The sequence below is a fragment of the Psychrobacter sp. TWP2-1-2 genome, assembly GCF_049896785.1.
Taxonomy (GTDB): Bacteria; Pseudomonadota; Gammaproteobacteria; order Pseudomonadales; family Moraxellaceae; genus Psychrobacter.
The window spans coordinates 55,708-74,426 of record NZ_JAFCVA010000010.1 but is presented as its reverse complement, the minus strand read 5'-3'; the positions used below and the strand labels follow the sequence as shown (position 1 = coordinate 74,426).

General features: G+C 44.1%; 14 protein-coding genes. 11 read left to right on the top strand and 3 right to left on the bottom strand.

The genetic code is table 11. From position 1 onward, the window contains the following. Nucleotides 1-87 precede the first annotated feature (87 nt). The 9 genes from uppS to ACP7AE_RS10570 all read left to right on the top strand — a co-directional run bounded on the left by uppS (nucleotide 88) and on the right by ACP7AE_RS10570 (nucleotide 11,757). Nucleotides 88-846, top strand: coding sequence for a polyprenyl diphosphate synthase (gene uppS, locus ACP7AE_RS10610; RefSeq protein WP_201539595.1), 759 nt, complete (start codon nucleotides 88-90; stop codon nucleotides 844-846). Nucleotides 847-1,047: 201 nt separating this feature from the next. Then, nucleotides 1,048-1,857 (top strand): phosphatidate cytidylyltransferase, encoded by an 810-nt coding sequence (locus ACP7AE_RS10605; protein ID WP_426242982.1) that lies wholly within the window; start codon nucleotides 1,048-1,050, stop codon nucleotides 1,855-1,857. 153 nt (nucleotides 1,858-2,010) lie between these two features. Continuing rightward, nucleotides 2,011-3,219, top strand: coding sequence for a 1-deoxy-D-xylulose-5-phosphate reductoisomerase (ispC, locus tag ACP7AE_RS10600; RefSeq protein ID WP_201539596.1), 1,209 nt, complete (start codon nucleotides 2,011-2,013; stop codon nucleotides 3,217-3,219). Between the two features lie 85 nt (nucleotides 3,220-3,304). Further along, the gene (rseP, locus tag ACP7AE_RS10595) at nucleotides 3,305-4,681 is read left to right on the top strand and encodes an RIP metalloprotease RseP (protein WP_426242979.1); all 1,377 of its coding nucleotides are present in this window, start codon (nucleotides 3,305-3,307) and stop codon (nucleotides 4,679-4,681) included. A gap of 262 nt (nucleotides 4,682-4,943) precedes the next feature. Continuing rightward, entirely contained in the window at nucleotides 4,944-7,367 is a 2,424-nt protein-coding gene (gene bamA, locus ACP7AE_RS10590; RefSeq protein ID WP_193216919.1) for an outer membrane protein assembly factor BamA, read from the top strand. A 146-nt stretch (nucleotides 7,368-7,513) separates the two neighbouring features. Further along, entirely contained in the window at nucleotides 7,514-8,530 is a 1,017-nt protein-coding gene (gene lpxD / locus ACP7AE_RS10585) for a UDP-3-O-(3-hydroxymyristoyl)glucosamine N-acyltransferase (RefSeq protein WP_201539598.1), read from the top strand. 72 nt (nucleotides 8,531-8,602) lie between these two features. Next, nucleotides 8,603-9,112: a 3-hydroxyacyl-ACP dehydratase FabZ gene (fabZ, locus tag ACP7AE_RS10580; RefSeq protein WP_201539599.1), complete on the top strand. Its 510-nt coding sequence runs from the start codon at nucleotides 8,603-8,605 to the stop codon at nucleotides 9,110-9,112. Between the two features lie 202 nt (nucleotides 9,113-9,314). Further along, nucleotides 9,315-10,094 (top strand): acyl-ACP--UDP-N-acetylglucosamine O-acyltransferase, encoded by a 780-nt coding sequence (gene lpxA / locus ACP7AE_RS10575; RefSeq protein ID WP_060490688.1) that lies wholly within the window; start codon nucleotides 9,315-9,317, stop codon nucleotides 10,092-10,094. A 310-nt stretch (nucleotides 10,095-10,404) separates the two neighbouring features. Beyond that, entirely contained in the window at nucleotides 10,405-11,757 is a 1,353-nt protein-coding gene (locus ACP7AE_RS10570; RefSeq protein WP_087814621.1) for a sodium-dependent transporter, read from the top strand. Nucleotides 11,758-11,853: 96 nt separating this feature from the next. Here the strand turns inward: ACP7AE_RS10570 and tgt are convergent, their stop codons facing one another. After that, complete coding sequence (gene tgt / locus ACP7AE_RS10565) at nucleotides 11,854-13,005, bottom strand: tRNA guanosine(34) transglycosylase Tgt (protein WP_193009500.1); 1,152 nt, start codon at nucleotides 13,003-13,005, stop codon at nucleotides 11,854-11,856. 236 nt (nucleotides 13,006-13,241) lie between these two features. On the opposite strand from tgt, the gene ACP7AE_RS10560 reads away from it, so the two are divergent. Continuing rightward, complete coding sequence (locus tag ACP7AE_RS10560; protein WP_201539600.1) at nucleotides 13,242-13,892, top strand: SOUL family heme-binding protein; 651 nt, start codon at nucleotides 13,242-13,244, stop codon at nucleotides 13,890-13,892. Between the two features lie 163 nt (nucleotides 13,893-14,055). Here the strand turns inward: ACP7AE_RS10560 and asd are convergent, their stop codons facing one another. Then, the gene (gene asd, locus ACP7AE_RS10555) at nucleotides 14,056-15,189 is read right to left on the bottom strand and encodes an aspartate-semialdehyde dehydrogenase (protein WP_201539601.1); all 1,134 of its coding nucleotides are present in this window, start codon (nucleotides 15,187-15,189) and stop codon (nucleotides 14,056-14,058) included. Between the two features lie 383 nt (nucleotides 15,190-15,572). On the opposite strand from asd, the gene ACP7AE_RS10550 reads away from it, so the two are divergent. After that, nucleotides 15,573-16,697, top strand: a complete 1,125-nt coding sequence (locus tag ACP7AE_RS10550; RefSeq protein WP_426242975.1) for an endonuclease/exonuclease/phosphatase family protein — start codon at nucleotides 15,573-15,575, stop codon at nucleotides 16,695-16,697. A 495-nt stretch (nucleotides 16,698-17,192) separates the two neighbouring features. On the opposite strand, the gene ACP7AE_RS10545 is transcribed toward ACP7AE_RS10550, so the two are convergent. After that, nucleotides 17,193-18,596: a peptidylprolyl isomerase gene (locus ACP7AE_RS10545; RefSeq protein ID WP_201539603.1), complete on the bottom strand. Its 1,404-nt coding sequence runs from the start codon at nucleotides 18,594-18,596 to the stop codon at nucleotides 17,193-17,195. Between the last annotated feature and the right edge of the window lie 123 nt (nucleotides 18,597-18,719).

The following is an 18,719-nucleotide window of genomic DNA, read 5'->3' as shown; positions in this document are numbered from 1 at the left end:
TAAGTTTGTGAATTATGGTTATGACGCTTTCTAATCGTTATCGCAGCCGTTATTATTATTTTACCTTAACAATAAGCACTTTCGCCTATGTCCACTTCAGCCGTTTTGGCTCCTGATCTTCTTCCACGCCATATCGCTATCATCATGGATGGCAATAATCGTTATGGTAAAGCCAATGATTTGGGCAAAGGCCAAGGGCATGTGGCTGGCAAAGATGCACTCGATCCTATCGTCGAGTATTGCGTTAATACGGGTATCGAAGTATTAACGGTATTTGCATTTTCTAGTGAGAATTGGCAACGCCCGCCCAGTGAGGTGGCACTACTCATGCAACTGTTAGCCTCGACCATTCATGAGCAAATACCACGCATGAATGAGTATCGTATTCGTCTGCGTTTTATTGGTGACCGCAGTCAGCTGAGTGATGATTTGCAAGCGTTAATGGCAGACGCTGAAGCAAAAACAGCAAACTTTAAAGCCATGACTCTAGTCATCGCTATCAGTTATGGTGGGCAATGGGATATTGCCCATGCGGCAAAACAGCTGGCGCAGCAAGTAGAGGCTGGTCAGTTACGTGCTGATGATATTAACAAAGAATTGCTCGGTAACTATGTGCAATTAGCAGATGCACCAGCAGTAGATATGCTGATACGCACAGGCGGTGAATACCGAATTTCTAACTTTTTATTGTGGCAGTCAGCCTATGCTGAGCTATTCTTTACCCAGACATTATGGCCGAATTTTGCAGCTGATGAGTTGGCAGCAATGGTAAAAGAGTTCGCTCAGCGGCAGCGCCGTTTTGGCAAAACCAGTGAGCAGATAGTGATAGAGCAAGCAAGTCGTTAATGGTGTTAAGCATTTGCCTGTTATTTTGTAAAGGAAAAAGCTCTTACAAAGCGGTTATCGTATAAGTAGTTAATATTGCTTGTTTGTGAAATAATAAACCGCGTTAATAAGCGTCAACTGCTATTAGTGGGCTATTGTAGATTAACTGCTATAATGCACGTTTTGACCATGCGTTTTTCATTATTATAAGGCTCAATAAGTATGTGGCAACGAATTAAGACGGCAGTTGTTCTCGTTATTATCGTTGGTATTGCAATGTTTGCGAGCCAAACCCCTGTTTTATTTGCACCGCTATTAGCGATTGGCGTTATTATCGCCGCTCACGAATGGACTAAGCTGATGCCTAAGTGGCGTCATCCTGCGCTGTTTGTGCTATTGGCTTTGGTGTTGACCCTAGTATCACTCATGTTTAAAGTCACATGGCTGTTTTGGTGGGTGGCTTCACTGGCTATATGGCTAATGGCGCTGTCTTGGGTGCGAGTGTTCCCGACTCATACCAATTGGTATGGCAAAAAACTGGCATTGATGGGTGCGGTGATATTGACCGCATCGATTACGGCGATGTTTTATTTGTGGCAACTGTCAGCATGGTGGTTGCTCTATGTGTTCCTTTTGGTCTGGTGCGCAGATAGTGGCGCTTATTTTGTGGGGCGTAAGCTTGGTCGCCGCAAAATGGCGCCAAATGTCTCACCCAATAAAAGCATGGAAGGGCTGGCAGGCGGCCTTGTTACCGGTCTGCTCGTGGTCATTGCTATCAGTGTATTTAAGTTGCAATTGACTGGTGTACCGTTAGTCGCATTTGTAGCATTATCAGCCTTGACTATTTTAGCCTCGGTACTTGGTGATTTATTTGAGTCGATGCTTAAGCGCCGCGCTGATGTCAAAGATTCAGGAACGATTTTACCGGGGCATGGCGGCGTGCTTGACCGTATCGACTCACTGCTCTCTGCCACACCGATATTTGCGCTTGGTTTTTGGGCGATACAGCAGTTAGGTTTGATAGTGGTTTAGGACTGAAAAAATAATTCATAGACGATGATACGCCCTAATTATAGTAGTTAAGATGAGTGACTAGTTAATACACTGGATATTGTCTATCTCTTATTTATCAAACGTTTTATCGATTTCTTATTTAATTTTTTAGAGTATCATTTACAGGCACCGATGGTTATGACGCAACGCATCGCCGTACTAGGCGCGACAGGTTCGATTGGCGATAGCACGTTAGCAATATTAGCGGCGCAACCACAGCTTTACACGGTCTACGCTCTGTCAGGCTATCACCGTTTAGACAAACTGTTTGCACTTTGCCAGCAGTTTTTGCCAAAGCGCGTTAGCGTACCGACCGCCGCAGTCGATGATTTTGCCCAGCGACTCCGTGCGACAGGTCTTGACATCGATGTGGTAGGCGGCGAAGCAGGGCTGGTCGACATTGCCACTGATTCGCAGACGGATACCGTTGTCGCTGCGATCGTAGGCGCAGCTGGTCTGCCTTCTACTTTAGCCGCTGCTCGTGCAGGTAAGCGTATTTTACTGGCGAATAAAGAAGCGCTGGTGATGGCAGGGCAAGTGATGATTACTGCTGTCAAAATGCATAACGCTACTTTGCTGCCGCTTGACTCTGAGCACAATGCTATTTTTCAGTGTTTACCACTGGCTATTCAGCAGGACAATACCCAAATTCATCAGCCAAACCACGGCGTGCGTAAGCTATGGTTAACAGCTTCTGGTGGACCGTTTTTGCAAAAATCGTTTGCACAGATGCAGCAAGCGAGCGTTGCTGAAGCGGTCAAACATCCAAATTGGTCAATGGGTCAAAAGATATCCGTCGATTCAGCTACTATGATGAATAAGGGTTTAGAGTTAATCGAAGCCTGCCATTTGTTTGATTTGTCTGAAGATAAAATAAATGTGGTGATTCATCCACAAAGTATCATTCACTCAATGGTAGAATATAGCGATGGTAGCTTTTTGGCGCAGCTCGGCAGTCCCGATATGAAAACGCCCATTGCCCATGCGCTCAGTTACCCTGATCGTATCGATAGTGGCTCGCAGCCTTTGGATTTATTTGCGCTCAGCGGCTTAGAGTTTATTGAGCCTGACTTGCAAAAATTTGCGTGTTTGCGTTTGGCAAGACAGGCGATGCAAGCGGGCACACAAGCGACGATTGTCTTAAATGCAGCGAATGAAATTGCCGTGGCGGCGTTTTTGGCTGAAAAAATTCGCCTGACTGACATTGCTGATATCAACGAGCATGCTTTGAATGACATACAGCTGCCACCGTTAAACGAAACGGCTGACATAGAAGACATACTCGCAATTGATAAAATAGCACGTCACCTGACGGACAAACTTGTGGCAAAGTTGGTGTAAGTGTATCAACAACTGCGTCGTTAAAAAACGATGTTAATAAAAGATGCTAAGAAAGAATGCTGAGAAACCATACTGAGAAAAGATCATGACGTTTTTATTAACGCTCCTTGCGGCAATATTTGTCTTAGGTCCGCTTATTGCCTTACATGAGTGGGGACACTATATCGTCGCTCGTCTTTGCGGCGTTAAAGTCTTGACCTATTCTATCGGGTTTGGTCCCAAACTCTTTGGCTGGACGAGCAAAAAAAGCGGTATTGATTATCGCATTTCTGCTTTGCCACTTGGTGGTTATGTCAAAATGCTCGATGAGCGCGAAAGTGAGGTAGCAAAAGCTGAGCAACATTTGGCGTTTAATCGTCAGCATCCGCTAAAAAAGATTGCGATTGTTGCCGCTGGTCCTATCATGAACTTTATCATTGCTATTGCGCTGTTTTGGGTGTTGTTTATGACACCATCAGAGCAGCTGGCGACCAAGATTGGGCAGGTATTACCCGAGACGCCTGCTGCTATGGCACAGTTGCCAGTTGGCGACAAAATCGTTGCGATTGATGGGCATGAGGTACAAACGTGGGAAGGCATCAACTATCGGCTTGCTGGACGAATGGGTGAGACGGACAATGTCAGTATTACTCTGCAATCAGAGGCGCAAGCTGATAATGCGATCAAAACTTATCAAGCGCCCGTAACTCAGTTTATGCAAGGCAGCGCGCAAGGTAAAGATGCGTTGACCAGCTTTGGTATGCTGCCATGGCAACCAGATATTGCACCGATAGTAGGTGACTTGACCGCTGATGGTGCCGCCAGTCGCCAAGGACTAGAAGTAGGCGATCGTATTGTTGCTATCAATGATCAACCAATTAAAGATTGGCTCAGTGCTACTCGTATCATCCGCGACAGTCCTGAAACTTTGCTTAACTTCACAGTATTGCGTGATGGTAAATCCGTACAGCTTCAGATTATGCCGCAAGGCAAAAAAGACAATTTGGGTAATGATTATGGGCAAATTGGTGCTATGGTGGCACAGTCCGAAATTATTATTCCTGATGCTTACAAGACCACCGTAGTCTATGGTCCCGGTGAGTCACTGGTGAAATCATTTGAGAAAACTGAACAGCTCGCAGTGATGACTGTCAGCTCAATGGGTAAGATGCTATCAGGCATGATTGGTTTGGACAATTTATCAGGTCCGATTACCATCGCCAAAGTTGCCAAACAGAGTTTTGATATCAGTTGGCAGATGGTATTATCGACGGCGGCTTTGATTAGTTTGAGCCTTGCTGTACTCAATCTTTTGCCCATTCCTGTGTTGGATGGCGGTCATATTGTGTATTATCTTATTGAATTGATTCGCGGTAAGCCACTCTCGGAAGGGGTGCAAATGATTGGACTAAATATCGGTTTACTCTTGCTGGCAGGTTTCATGGTGTTAGCAATTGGTAATGATATTAGTCGGCTGTTTTGACCAGCGAATCGCTAATATAATCGATAAGGCACGAGATACTAATGGTTTTACGCCTATTATGGGATGATTATGACCATGATAGGTAGCATGCTTTGTATCATGGCCTCTGTACTAATCGTAATTTTTAGTTTATTTTGTGATGCATTTTATATAAAGTGTTCTGAGTCTGCTGCGTATGCGCTTAAATTTCATGCGAAATGCGCTAGACAATATGGGCTTTTTAACTTAACTTAAGCAAGTTTTTTATTGACGGATAGTGTTTATGCGTACGCCTTTATTTATGAGCGCGGCAGGGTTGCCGTTAGTTGTAGCGATGATGAGTATGCCAGTACAGGCTGCAGAATTTGTAGTCACTGACATCGGTTTCAATGGTTTGCAACGTTTAACCCCCGATAGCCTCTATCCGGTTCTACCTATTTCGGTAGGGGATACGGTAAATGACAGTAGTTTAGCGGCCAGTATTAAGGCGCTTTATGCGACCGAAAATTTTGCTGATATTCAAAGCCGTATCGAAGGTGGACAGCTAAGGTTTGATGTCGTTGAGCGCCCAACGATTGCTGAAGTCAATTTTGAGGGCAATAAGCTCATTCCAAAAGAAGGGTTAGAGCAAGGACTAGACAATGCTGGTCTGTCTGCCGGCAATGTGCTGAAACAAGCTACGCTACAAGGCGTCGCCAACGAGCTACAGCAGCAATATATCAGCCAAGGCTATTACAACAGCAATATCGAGGTTGATCAAACGTTACTTGATGGCAATCGCGTCAAGCTCGATGTGCGTTTTGTCGAAGGCAAACCTGCCAAAGTGGTCGATATTAATATCATTGGCAATAAACACTTTAGTGATGAAGAAATCAAAGACGTTTTTGCGGTAAAAGAGTCCTCGTGGACACGTCTGTTGTCAAAGTCTGATCGTTATGCCAAAGAAAAGCTGGCTGCCAGTTTAGAGAATCTAAAAGCGCTTTACCAAAACGATGGTTATGTACGTTTTGCAGTAGATAATGCGGTGCTCAACATCAGTGAAGATAAGAGCAGTGTGTTTATCGAAGTGAGTCTAAGCGAAGGCGAACAATATCAGTTTGGCGAAGTGAATTTCTTAGGTAAGCCGACTTTTGAGAACAATGAACTAACAGAGTTGGTGACTTTTGCACCCAATGAAAAGTACTCGCAAGCCAAGCTCGATGAAACCACCGCGGCACTTAAGAGTCGTTACGGTAATGAAGGCTATTATTTGGCGCAGGTGAGACCAGTACCACGTATCAATGACGAGACTAAAGTAGTGGATATCGATTATTTCATCGACCCTGCACGTCCTATTTACGTTCGTCGTATTAATTTTACTGGTAACATCAAAACTCAAGACGAAGTCCTGCGCCGTGAAATGCGTCAATTAGAAGGCGCATTGGCGACTAGTGACAAAATCCAGTTGTCACGGACACGTCTGATGCGTACAGGCTTCTTTAAAGCTGTCAACGTTGATGTAAAACCAGTACCGAACCAACCAGACCAAGTAGATATCAATTATACGGTTGAAGAGCAGCCTTCTGGTAGTTCAACGATTGCCGCGGGTTACTCACAAAGCGGCGGTGTGACTTTCCAGTTAGATCTAACACAAAACAACTTTATGGGTACAGGTAACCGTGTGAAAGCGGCACTATCGCGCTCAGAAACCCGTGATTCTTATAGTTTGGGCTATACCGATCCGTACTTTACCGAAAACGGCGTCTCACAAGGTCTTAGTGCCTATTATCGTGAAACGAAATACGATGATAGAAACGTCAGTAACTATGTCACCGATTCTTATGGTGCGACGCTGAACTACAGTTATCCTGTTGATGAAACCAAACGCGTTAGTGCGGGCTTGAACGTTGATAATACGTCAGTACGTGGTGGTCGCTTCTTGGGTGTATCAAACGTTCAGCAAATTATTGATGATGGCGGTACGTTTGAGAATTTCGTCAATGATGAAAATGAGGCTTCTGGACGCACAGGCTTCAAAAATGACTACAATACTTATAACCTACTGTTTGGCTGGGACTATAGCACCTTAGATCGTCCAGTGTTCCCGACCAAAGGTATGAGCCATACGGTCGATGCCACCATTGGCTTGGGTGATACCAACTATCAAAAACTTGTTTATAGCGGCAACATCTATTATCCCTTCTACAAAGACTGGGTAGCACGCGGTTATACTAAGCTTGGCTATGGTAATGATTTGCCATTTTATGAAAACTTTTATGCTGGTGGCTATGGCTCTGTACGTGGTTATGAGGCCTCAACCCTTGGGCCAAAATCACAAACGTATTATGATGCCATAAATGATGATGTGCGTTACAAAGATGAAGATATCGGTGGTAATGCGCTAGTCAGCTTCGGTAGTGAGCTAATTTTGCCAATGCCGTTTAAGGGCGATTGGGCAGATCAGGTGCGTCCAGTATTGTTTGCTGAAGGTGGTCAAGTATTTGATACGACTGATAAGGAAGATCGCACTTTTATCAATCCTAATGACGGTACTGATACGGGCGTACCACTGTTGACGCAAGACAATAGTATGCGCTTTAGTGCGGGTGCAGGTATAACCTGGTATACGCCAATTGGTCCAATTTCATTAAGTTATGCTGTACCTATTGGTGATAAAGAAGGCGATGAAACTGAAAAAGTTCAGTTCCAGATTGGTAATACGTTCTAACGTAGCATGATTGTTTGCGTTCATGTCGTTAACCATAGCAGTTACTTGAATGAATGCAGCATCTGTTAGATATTAGTAGATCGCCAAGGTGATTGTTCAGCTTGGCGATTGTCTTATTCATAATAATATTTATATTAATAGTCACTATGATAACGATTGAGCAACTTATCACTCGGATTGAGCAGCGTCAGCCCATCACCAATAAGGCTGAAATCAGCGCTGAACAGTTACGTCAAAAATTCAGCAGTATTGGTAGTTTGACCACGGCGGGTCATAATCAGTTAAGCTTTCTGGCCGATCCTCATTATATTTCTAGTCTGGCTATTAGCGAGGCAGGGGCTGTATTGGTTACTGCAGAATATCGCGACCAAGTGCCCGCCACAGCGATAGCGTTAGTCGTCGCAAGCCCATACTTAGCTTATGCTGGTGCTAGCCAGTTGTTTGCTCGTGAGTCACTGTCTGGTGGTATTCATCCTAGCGCTGTGATTGCTGATAGTGCTGTCATTGGTGAGCAGGTGAATATTGGGCCTTTTTGTGTGATAGCCGATTATGTGCAAATTGGTGCACGTAGCTCACTTGCGGCGCATGTGGTGATCGAAGAAAATACGACTATTGGTACTGATGGTGTTATCAAATCACAAGTGGTGATTGGGCATGATTGTGTCATTGGTGATCATGTGAGGTTACACGCGGGTGTCAGTGTGGGCGCAGAAGGTTTTGGTTTTGCACCAACCAAAGATCCTAGTACCACTGGCTGGGAGCGTATCGCTCAGTTAGGACGGGTCGTAATTGGCAACCATGTACGAATTGGTAGTCAAACTTGCATTGACCGAGGTGCCATTGATGATACGATCATTGGCAATCACGTTATTATTGATAATTTGGTACAAGTTGCTCATAACGTGCGTATCGGCGATGGCACGGCCATCGCGGCTCAAACAGGTATTGCGGGCAGCACTAGTATCGGCAAGCGCTGTATTATTGGCGGTGCGGTCGGTATCACAGGTCATATCGAGATTACAGATGATGTCACTTTATCTGGAATGACCATGGTAACCAAATCTATCAAAACCGCTGGTTCATACTCCTCTGGAACGGCTGCTATGCCGACCGCTAACTGGCGACGGGCAGCTGTACGCTTCCGTCAGCTTGGGCGTGATTAGCGCAAATATCAATGCATATATACAAACACAGTAAAATCATAGCGATTTGAAACATAGCAAGGAAGCACCATTATGAGCAGCACCGATATCGATATTTTGAATGATAAAGAAATGAAAAGCTTAGCTGAGCAAGGTCTTACGCTGCCATTAACTTATCATACGTTAAAGCATTATTTGCCACACCGTTATCCTTTTCTTTTAGTAGATAAGGTTATTGATTGTACGCCTGGTGAGTGCATTACGGGTATTAAGAATGTGACTATCAATGAAGAGTTTTTCAATGGTCATTTTCCTGATGAGCCGATTATGCCAGGGGTACTTATGGTTGAGTGCATGGCTCAGGTCTCAGGCGTGCTCGGATTTATCAGTGCTGGTCTAACCGCAGAAGATGGTTATTTATATCTATTTGCAGGTGTTGATAAAGTCCGTTTTAAGCGTCGAGTGATTCCTGGTGATCAGCTGACTATTCGTGCTAAAACAGTGATGCAGAAGCGCGGTATTTATAAATTTGACTGTACTGTACATGTTGACGATGAGTTAGCTGCCAGTGCGCAAATAATGATTGCTCGCCAAGAACAATAACGTTTACTAATAGCCATTGTGCCTCGTAGCTGACCTAATTCTTTAAACAAAGCGTCTAAAGAATTAGGTCAAAGCGGGTCATAAGCATTATAATTGACACTCGCATTTAACAGCAGAGCCATGCTTAGGTTTTCTCATAAAACTAAATTGGCTGTATTTGTTTTACCATTTACTCGCATCAGATCATACAAAGGCCCACATTATGAGTCAGATCCATCCAACAGCACTCATCTCACCGTCCGCCCAAATTGATGAGACTGCTATCATTGGTCCGTATTGTATCGTCGGTGATGAGGTCACTATTGGCGCTCACACGGTTCTGCATCGCCATGTAGTTGTTACCAAATTGACTCGTATTGGTCAACACAATGAGTTTTATCAATTTGCGAGCATTGGCGAAGATCCTCAGGATTTGAAGTATGCTGGTGAGCGTACTTGGCTTGAGATTGGCGATCATAATACCATTCGAGAAGCCTGTAGTTTACACCGCGGCACCGCACAAGATAGTGAGCTCACTAAAATAGGCAGCCATAATCTACTGATGGTGAACACTCATGTGGCTCATGATTGTGTGATTGGTGATCATAATGTATTGGCCAACAATGTTGGCGTTGCAGGGCATGTGACTATTGGTAATCACACGATCATTGGCGGTAATTCAGGTATTCATCAGTTTTGTACGGTTGATGACTATAGCTTGATTGGAGGCGCAAGTCTGATCCTAAAAGATGTAGCCGCCTTTACCATGGTATCTGGCAATCCAGCAACGACTCATGGTCTCAATGTGGAAGGCATGCGTCGTAAAGGATGGTCAAAAGAGACAATTGAGGTATTGCGTCAAGCTTACCGTATGATTTTTAGATCTGGTCTGACGACCGTGCAAGCGCTTGAGGTTTTGAATAATGAGCTGCTACCAAAAGAGCCGAAAATCCAGTTGCTCATTGATTCACTACAAAAAAGCCGTCGTGGTGTCGTGCGTTAGAACGGCGATTGGGTTTTGCTGAAAATCATATATAGTATGCATTCATTAATCAGCCAAACTCTTGTCAGTTATAGATAAAATTACCAGAAGCCATAACCAATTGTTATGGCTTTTTATGTTTATGAGCGCTTGACTTTTTTGGTGGCTTAGCAGAAACTGAGCCTTTACGATATTGTAAACAATTCTTTCTTAATGTTGCTGGACGCCTCACATTGAGGTGTTTATTGAATAGCCTGATATTTTTCATGGCTATTTATGATAATCAAGGAAGATTATCAGTGATGTTAATTGAAGCACGAGGACGGAAAAAATGGCTATTAATAAACAAGAACATGCACAGTGGAGCTCAAGTTTTGGCTTCGTATTGGCAGCGGTTGGTTCAGCAGTTGGTTTGGGAAACATATGGAAGTTTCCTTATATGGTCGGTGAAAGCGGTGGTTCAGCTTTCGTTATCGCTTATTTATTCTGCATCGCGCTGGTAGGTTTTCCGATTCTAGTCGCTGAATGGCTGATTGGTCGCCGTGGGCAAAAGAACCCAGTCAACACTTTTGCGGATGTTGCAGCAAGTGAAGGTAAGTCGCGCAGTTGGGGCATCATTGGCGCGTCAGGTATTTTAGGTGGTTTCTTAATTCTATCGTTTTATAGTGTGATTGGTGGCTGGGCACTCAACTATATTACTAAAGCAGGTACAGGCAGTTTTATTGGTCAAGACAGTGATTCTATTGCTGCGACCTTTGATGCTATGTTGGCTTCAGCAGGTACATTGACGATTTGGCATACCGTGTTTATGGCTATTACTGCTTTGATTGTCGGTATTGGTGTGACCAAAGGTATCGAAACCACGGCTAAAGTCTTAATGCCACTATTAGGCGTGATTTTGTTCGTCATCGTTGGTTATAACGTTATAAACGGTGGTTTTGGCGAAGCAGTGGCTTATTTATTCACACCAGATCTTAGCAAGTTGACTGGCGATGTGATGCTTGCAGCATTGGGTCATGCGTTCTTCACCCTATCTATTGGTATGGGTATTATGATTGCTTATGGCTCATATTTGGGTCGTGAAGTGAACTTACTAAAAACCGCCCGTACTGTTGTGATTTTAGATACGGTTATCGCTTTGGCTGCTGGTCTAGCAATCTTCCCAATCATCTTCAGCAATGGTCTAGACCCTGCTTCAGGCCCTGGTCTTATCTTTGTCAGCCTACCGATTGCTTTTGGTAGCATGGGCGCAGGGACGATCATTGGTACATTGTTCTTCTTGCTTATTACTTTTGCTGCTATTACCTCATCAATCTCATTGCTTGAGCCAACCGTTGAGTTTTTAGAAGAACGTACACCGATGAGTCGTACGGTATCAACCATCGTTGCCAGTACGGTGATTTGGCTATTAGGTGTTGCGGCACTACTATCATTTAACCTATGGTCTGACTTTACTATCATGGGTAACGGTATCTTTGATGCATTGGATAAAATTACCAGTAAATTTCTTCTCCCGCTAACTGGTCTTGCTGCAATTATTTTCGTTGGTTGGCAAATGGATCAACGCAGTATTCAGCAAGAGCTTGGTCTGTCTAATGGTGCATGGCAATTATGGCAAATCGTTGCTAAGTTTGTAGCACCAATTGCCGTGCTCGTGGTATTTGTAACCTCGTTAATGGGCTAGTACTGATTAACTAGAAATAATAAAAGCAACACACTAAAAAGGGCTTAAGATAATTCTTAAGCCCTTTTTATAGATATGACAATTGCAAAAATATGATTAGCGTAGATTTAACTCAGGTACTGTTTGTCCACGTTTGTTATAAAATTCGCTGACAAACTCATCAAATTTGTCTTGTTCAATGGCATCACGGATACCTTGCATCAAACGCTGATAATAGCGCAAGTTATGGATAGTCGCTAATTGAGCGCCCAGCATCTCTTTACACTTATTAAGATGGTAGAGATAAGCACGGCTAAAATTTTGGCAAGTATAGCAGTCGCATTCAGGATCTAATGGACCTTCGTCATTGCGATACTGACTGTTACGGATACGTACCACACCAGCATTGTCTGCATCGCCTGTGACGAAGTAGTGACCATTACGCGCGTTACGCGTCGGCATCACACAGTCGAACATATCGACACCGCGACGTACGCCTTCAACTAAATCCTCAGGCTTACCAACGCCCATCAGATAGCGTGGCTTATCTGCTGGCATATCATCAGGGAGGTAGTCTAGGACATCTATCATTTCATCTTTTGGTTCACCAACTGACAGACCACCGATGGCATAACCATCAAAGCCGATATCGAGCAGGCCTTCAAGTGATTGCTGACGCAAATCAGGATACATACTGCCTTGAATAATGCCAAATAATGCGTTGGTGCTGCCCAGTCTGTTGTGCTCATCAACACAGCGCTGTCCCCAACGTAATGACAGCTCTAATGACTTTTTAGCTTCGTCATGAGTCGCAGGATAGGGCGTACACTCATCAAATTGCATGACGATGTCTGAGTTCAAGCTGTACTGAATCTGCATCGATTTTTCTGGCGACAGAAAAACTTTCGCACCATCGATAGGAGATTTAAAGTCGACCCCTTCTTCGGTGATTTTACGCATGGCACCCAGACTGAATACTTGGAAACCACCTGAATCAGTCAGGATAGGCTTATCCCAATGCATGAACTTATGCAAGCCGCCAAACTTATCAATCACTTCGGTACCTGGACGTAACCATAGATGAAAGGTATTGCCCAAAATAATATCCGCACCAATGGCTTCAATATCACGTGGCAGCATGCCCTTGACCGTACCATAAGTGCCAACAGGCATAAACGCTGGTGTTTGCACGTCGCCATGATTGAGATGAACCGTACCACGGCGCGCACGCGTGTCACCGCTGGCCGTTTTATGTAAGACAAATTGCATATGATAACCGCTATGTAAGCTATGAAAATGGTGATAATTATAGCATTGTTAGCAGTTTTTTTGGACATAGATGTTTATGAGGTATTGATATATCTGACAAATGGGTCTTTTGGTTAATAGTATTTTGTCATAACCAAAAGACACAGACAGTACTTATGAGTAATTGGTAAAGTAGAAATCATAATGGCGAGACAGTAACCATTGCTAAGCGATGTTTCAACTGCTGGAGACATACTATGAAAAAGGCAACCTACTTATTATTAAGTGGTTCATTATTAACCTCAGGAGCAGCTATGGCGACCGAAGAGCCGAATTATACAGTGTGGTCGCAAATGGATGACTTTGAGCTGCGTCGTTACGATAAGCAGCTAGTAGCGCAAACGTTGGTAAGTGGAGACCAAGACTCAGCGAGTCGCGAAGGGTTTAAAGTGTTAGCCGACTATATATTTGGCAATAATACAGCGCCAACTGGCGGTAGTAGTAAAATTAGCATGACTGCGCCCGTTACGATGCAGCCTAATAACAAAAAGAGTGATAGCGAATCACAGAAAATTGCGATGACAGCACCAGTAAGTATGCAGCAAGACGATGGTAAGTGGCGTGTACAATTTACTATGCCCAGTCAATATACGATGCAAACACTGCCAAAGCCTAATAATCCAAACATCACGATTACCGAGGTGCCAGCACAGACGTACGGTGTGATTAAGTTCTCAGGGTTGGCAGGCAGTAAAAAAGTAGCGACTAAAACAGAAGAGCTACAATCTTGGATGCAAACCCAAAATTTGACTATAACGGGCGAGCCTGAACTGGCACGTTATAATCCGCCTTGGACGCTGCCTTTTTTGCGCCGTAATGAAGTGATGATTGCTTACAAGCCAAAGTAATTCTAGCCTCAAAGTATAAGATGAGCGTTGTCACATTTTCTGAGCTTGTTATAAGTAGGACTTGCATTTGTTTGCCGTGCTATTCAAATTTTTGGAAGTGGTATGCCCATAAAAAAGACAGCATTTGCTGTCTTTTTTGTACTGACTTTTTAAGAAAATAAACTTAGTCTTTTTGCTCACGGATGATATTAAGCATACGACGTAGCGGCTCGGCTGCGCCCCATAACAGTTGATCACCAACGGTAAATGCGCCTAGATACTCAGGGCCCATATTGAGCTTACGCAAGCGACCTAGTGCAACTGTCAATGTGCCAGTCACTGCCACTGGGGTTAAACGATTCATGGTCGCTTCTTTGTCGTCTTCGACCAAGTCCAACCATTCATTGCCGCTGTTTTTAAGTGCTGCTTCGATTTCTTCTAGCGGAATGTCTTTTTTGAGCTTGATGGTAAGGCCTTGCGCATGACAGCGCATCGCACCAACGCGGACACACATGCCATCGATAGCAATCTTATCGGCTTCTGCGTTACCAAGGATTTTATTGGTTTCGACGCCGCCTTTCCATTCTTCCTTGGATTGCTTGTTTTCTAACTGAACATCGATATAGGGGATCAAGCTACCTGCTAATGGCACACCAAAGTATCGCTTAGGAAAGTCATCTGAGCGCTGAGTCTGAGCGATTTTTTTATCAATATCAAGGATGGCGCTGGCAGGGTCAGCCAACTCGTCTTTGACTGCATCGTGTAGCACGCCCATGCCAGTGATTAATTCGCGCATGTTGTTAGCACCAGAACCACTAGCAGCCTGATAAGTCATGGCGCTGACCCATTCTACCCAGCCTTTATTAAACAGCTCGCCAATCGCCATAAGCATTAGTGACACGGTACAGTTACCACCGATAAAGTCTTTTTTGCCATTGGCTAGGGCGCTGTCAATAACGGCGCGATTGACTGGATCGAGAATGATGATGCTGTCATCTTCCATTCGCAAGGTGCTTGCCGCATCAATCCAGTAGCCATTCCAGCCACTATCACGTAGCGGTTGATGGACTTGCGAGGTATAGTCGCCGCCTTGGCAGGTAATGATGACATTACAAGCTGCTAGCGCGTCAATATCATGAGCATCTTTTAATTGGCCGGTATGAATACCATCAAGGCTTGGGGCATTACCACCTGCGTTGCTGGTTGAGAAAAACACGGGTGTAATACCGTCAAAATCTTTTTCCTCAGTCATACGTTGTATTAATACTGAACCGACCATGCCGCGCCAGCCTACCAAGCCTACTGTTAAATTACTCATGAAACTCAATCCTTTTTACCATAAATTGTTGCATTGCCAGCCGATAACAATGCCGTGAATAGCCATAAAAAGCAAGGCGTTTCGGCCGTTTTTAGTGGTTTTTCATACACTATTAATGATGTTCAGTATAACTTTAAGTTATTAACCTAATGGCGATAGTGGCAATGCCTTACTCGCCACAAGTAGATAGCCCTAAAAATAAAATTTGTCCGTAGTACTCGTTATGGTGGGCGAATTAAAAGTGTAATGTTTTATAGCGGTTAACGAATAATCCATGCTCATTAGTAGGCGATAACCTTCTGAAATGCTAAAGTAAACAGCTAACGTCAGTTCAGTTAAAATCATGGCGATATTCATCATTTAATAGACGGCTAATACATACTATGGATCTCTCACTATTATATTACAGCATACAGTGGCTAGCAGGGTTCATCGCATTTGTGACGATTTGGGGCTGGATACCACTGGATAATTGGTGGGTGCGCGGTGTTGAATTTCCGCGTATTCAGATCATGGTGTTGGGTGTCATCGCTTGGATTGGTATGCTGATTTTTTGGTCAGAGTGGCAGCTGGGACAGTGGCTGTTATTTACCGTCTTAAGCATTACATTAGCCTTTCAGCTTAGGATGGTATTGCCTTATACCAAGCTATGGAAAAAAGAAGTTCAAAAGGCAAAAGACAAGCCAGAAGGGCAGGCGCATCAACTAAAAATAATGGTATCAAACGTACTAACGCCCAATAATGACACCCAAAAACTGGTGGATTTGGTGAAGCAAAGACAGCCTGATATTTTAATTACGCTAGAGAGTGATGAAAAATGGGAAAAAGCGCTGCATCAAATCGAAGCTGATTATCCTTACACCGTAAAAGTGCCACTAGACAATCTGTATGGGATGCATCTTTATTCTAAGCTTGAGTTGATTGATCCTGAAGTTAAGTACTTGATGATTGATGACATACCTTCTATTCATGCCCAACTGCGCCTGCAAAGTGGTCGCGTGATTTGGTTGTATTGCTTGCATCCTATGCCGCCAAGCCCGACGGAAGCGGATAAATCTACTACCCGCGATGCTGAGCTATTGATGGTTGGCAAACACATCAAAGAAAACAAGCAAACGGCGATATTGGCAGGCGATCTCAATGATGTAGCATGGTCAAAGACGACTCGACGCTTTCAACGTATCTCAGGATTGTTGGATCCGCGTATTGGTCGACATTTTATCAATACTTTTCATGTCAGTTATCCATTTTTACGTTGGGCGCTGGATCACATCTTCCATAGTGCTTGTTTTACGGTGGTAGATATTCGGCGTATGCCGTCGATAGGCTCGGATCACTTTCCTGTTATGACGACTTTACAATACGAACCAGAAGAGGAGAGCAATCAAGCGCAAAATGCCCCTACTGCAGAAGCGGAAGATATCAAAGAGACCGATCACAAAATCATAGAAGGTAAAAAAGAAGGTGAAAAAGTCTCAAAGGAACATGCAGAAGAGCAGAGAAGTTAGGGTTAATAGCCTGCCAACACTATAGCCATCGTATGATGCAATGTTAAAAGAGGCTGTAAGCATATGCTTACGTTAAATAAGGTCTTTAGCCTCTAGTCGCATTAAACTGATTACCCTACAATACCTGCATCAACACAAGGATACGCATGGATGCAGTGTTGAGACAGTATCAATAAAAGCACAGGTCAGCCCGCTGTCTTATAGGATACTGTTTATGACTTAGGATGAGTCAGCATGGAAGAAATAATAACAACAATATGAAGCGCCATAGCCCCGAACCAATCGCCCTAGGTTCGGGGCTTTTCTTTGTGTGTGTAATGCTTATAATAATTTTATTCGATATTCTTGTGTTTGGACATGCTGTAATATATTTGAGATTACCTTCTGATTATTTTTAGCGCATAAATAAACGTTAATAAAAAAAGGGTACATGCATTAGCATATACCCTTTTTGACAAAGTATTATTAGATTTGACTTATCGATGCCTATATCAGTTAGCCAAGTACTTGGATGTAAGCACCTGCGCGTAGCTCTTGTAGCCAGTCTTCTTTGGCTTGCGGTGCTAAGCGCTGATAAAGCGCTTGACGTGCCATATTGCGACGATATTGATCGCTAACATCTTGTTGGCGTTTGCCTTCTATTTTCAATATATGCCAGCCAAACTGGGTTTTGAAAGGAGCAGAGTAGTCACCAACCGCCGTGTTTTTCATCATGGCTTCGAATGGACCAATCATGTCTTCTTCGCTCACCCAATCAAGATCGCCACCGCGGCCAGCGGAACCGGGATCATCTGAATAGGTCGATGCTAAACCAGCAAAATCAGCGCCGCTGCGTAGCTGTTCATACAAATCATTAATCTTTTGCTCAGCAAGCGCGTCTGTCTGTAGCTCATCAACTTTCACCAATATATGGCGAGTACGCCACTGCGGTATCAGCATGGTATCGCTGGCTTTTTTGTCAGCAAGTTTGATTATATCGATACCTTCAGGCGTTATTAATGGTGCGCTGACCGCGCCAACCTCAAGTTTGGTAATCTCACTTGATAGCTCTGTAGGTAGAGACGCGGCTTTATGAAAGCCCATATCGCCACCTTGTAGCGGAATAGGATAGTTGCCTTGGCTAGCAGCGACCGCTTCAGCGACATCAACGTTTGGTGCAAGCAGGCGAGTACGCAGAGCTTCTGCTACCTTTAGCGCCTCATTGCGTTGGGCTTCTGATAGTCGGCTGTAGTCATCCATGTAAGGTACTCGTACATGAATCGTTTGATACTCACTCTGGTTTAAGCGCTTGGCTTCAGGCGAGGCCAAAAATGCATCAATATCCTGTTCGCTGATGCGCACGCGGTTACCGATTTGGCGCTGTTGCAAGGCTTGAATGGCTGCATCTTCGATTAATTGCGCACGTAGCGCCGCATAGCTACCAGGTTTTGCTGCGTCCAAACGCTGTTGCAAAGCTGAGATGCTCGTCAGCCCTTCTGCTTGAGCAATTTGACCGAGGCGTTGATTGATAGCCGCTTCATCAGGGTTTAAACCGACGCGCTTGACCATAGACAGTTGTAACTCACGCAATATGAGCGCATTTAACACCTCAGACTGTAGCTGTGCTGAGTTTGCTATTGGTTCACCAGCCGCTTGTGCACGTGCTTGTGCTTGGGTGATAGCATCGATCAAATCGCTCTTTAAGATAGCATTTTCATTGACTAACGCAATAATACCGTCGGTGCTATTGGCTGGCGTCAAACGATTGACGTTATTCTGCGCGGTCACAGCATTTGCTTGAGGTGCTTGTGCTTTTGCAGGTTTAACGGTGGCAGCTTGGGCGCTCAATGTAAGCGCAAGGCTAGCACTCATAGATAGCAATACAGCACGGCTGGTTTGACGTAAAGAAAAAAATCTCATGATGCTCCTCATCAATGTCATCGCATCGGATGGTAGTTGGTCAACGCTATTTAATACTTTTAACAGTCAGATATTAGACAGGGTTGACCATAATAGGGTTACAAACTGGGTTATGAAATATAT

What these genes read in the sequence shown, in the direction of transcription:
- asd (WP_201539601.1), bottom strand. Translation starts at nt 15,189, where the DNA reads ATGAGTAATTTAACAGTAGGCTTGGTAGGCTGGCGCGGCATGGTCGGT.
- fabZ (WP_201539599.1), top strand. Translation starts at nt 8,603, where the DNA reads ATGAGCAGCACCGATATCGATATTTTGAATGATAAAGAAATGAAAAGC.
- bamA (WP_193216919.1), top strand. Translation starts at nt 4,944, where the DNA reads ATGCGTACGCCTTTATTTATGAGCGCGGCAGGGTTGCCGTTAGTTGTA.
- rseP (WP_426242979.1), top strand. Translation starts at nt 3,305, where the DNA reads ATGACGTTTTTATTAACGCTCCTTGCGGCAATATTTGTCTTAGGTCCG.
- ACP7AE_RS10545 (WP_201539603.1), bottom strand. Translation starts at nt 18,596, where the DNA reads ATGAGATTTTTTTCTTTACGTCAAACCAGCCGTGCTGTATTGCTATCT.
- uppS (WP_201539595.1), top strand. Translation starts at nt 88, where the DNA reads ATGTCCACTTCAGCCGTTTTGGCTCCTGATCTTCTTCCACGCCATATC.
- ACP7AE_RS10560 (WP_201539600.1), top strand. Translation starts at nt 13,242, where the DNA reads ATGAAAAAGGCAACCTACTTATTATTAAGTGGTTCATTATTAACCTCA.
- lpxA (WP_060490688.1), top strand. Translation starts at nt 9,315, where the DNA reads ATGAGTCAGATCCATCCAACAGCACTCATCTCACCGTCCGCCCAAATT.
- ACP7AE_RS10605 (WP_426242982.1), top strand. Translation starts at nt 1,048, where the DNA reads ATGTGGCAACGAATTAAGACGGCAGTTGTTCTCGTTATTATCGTTGGT.
- ispC (WP_201539596.1), top strand. Translation starts at nt 2,011, where the DNA reads ATGGTTATGACGCAACGCATCGCCGTACTAGGCGCGACAGGTTCGATT.
- tgt (WP_193009500.1), bottom strand. Translation starts at nt 13,005, where the DNA reads ATGCAATTTGTCTTACATAAAACGGCCAGCGGTGACACGCGTGCGCGC.
- lpxD (WP_201539598.1), top strand. Translation starts at nt 7,514, where the DNA reads ATGATAACGATTGAGCAACTTATCACTCGGATTGAGCAGCGTCAGCCC.
- ACP7AE_RS10550 (WP_426242975.1), top strand. Translation starts at nt 15,573, where the DNA reads ATGGATCTCTCACTATTATATTACAGCATACAGTGGCTAGCAGGGTTC.
- ACP7AE_RS10570 (WP_087814621.1), top strand. Translation starts at nt 10,405, where the DNA reads ATGGCTATTAATAAACAAGAACATGCACAGTGGAGCTCAAGTTTTGGC.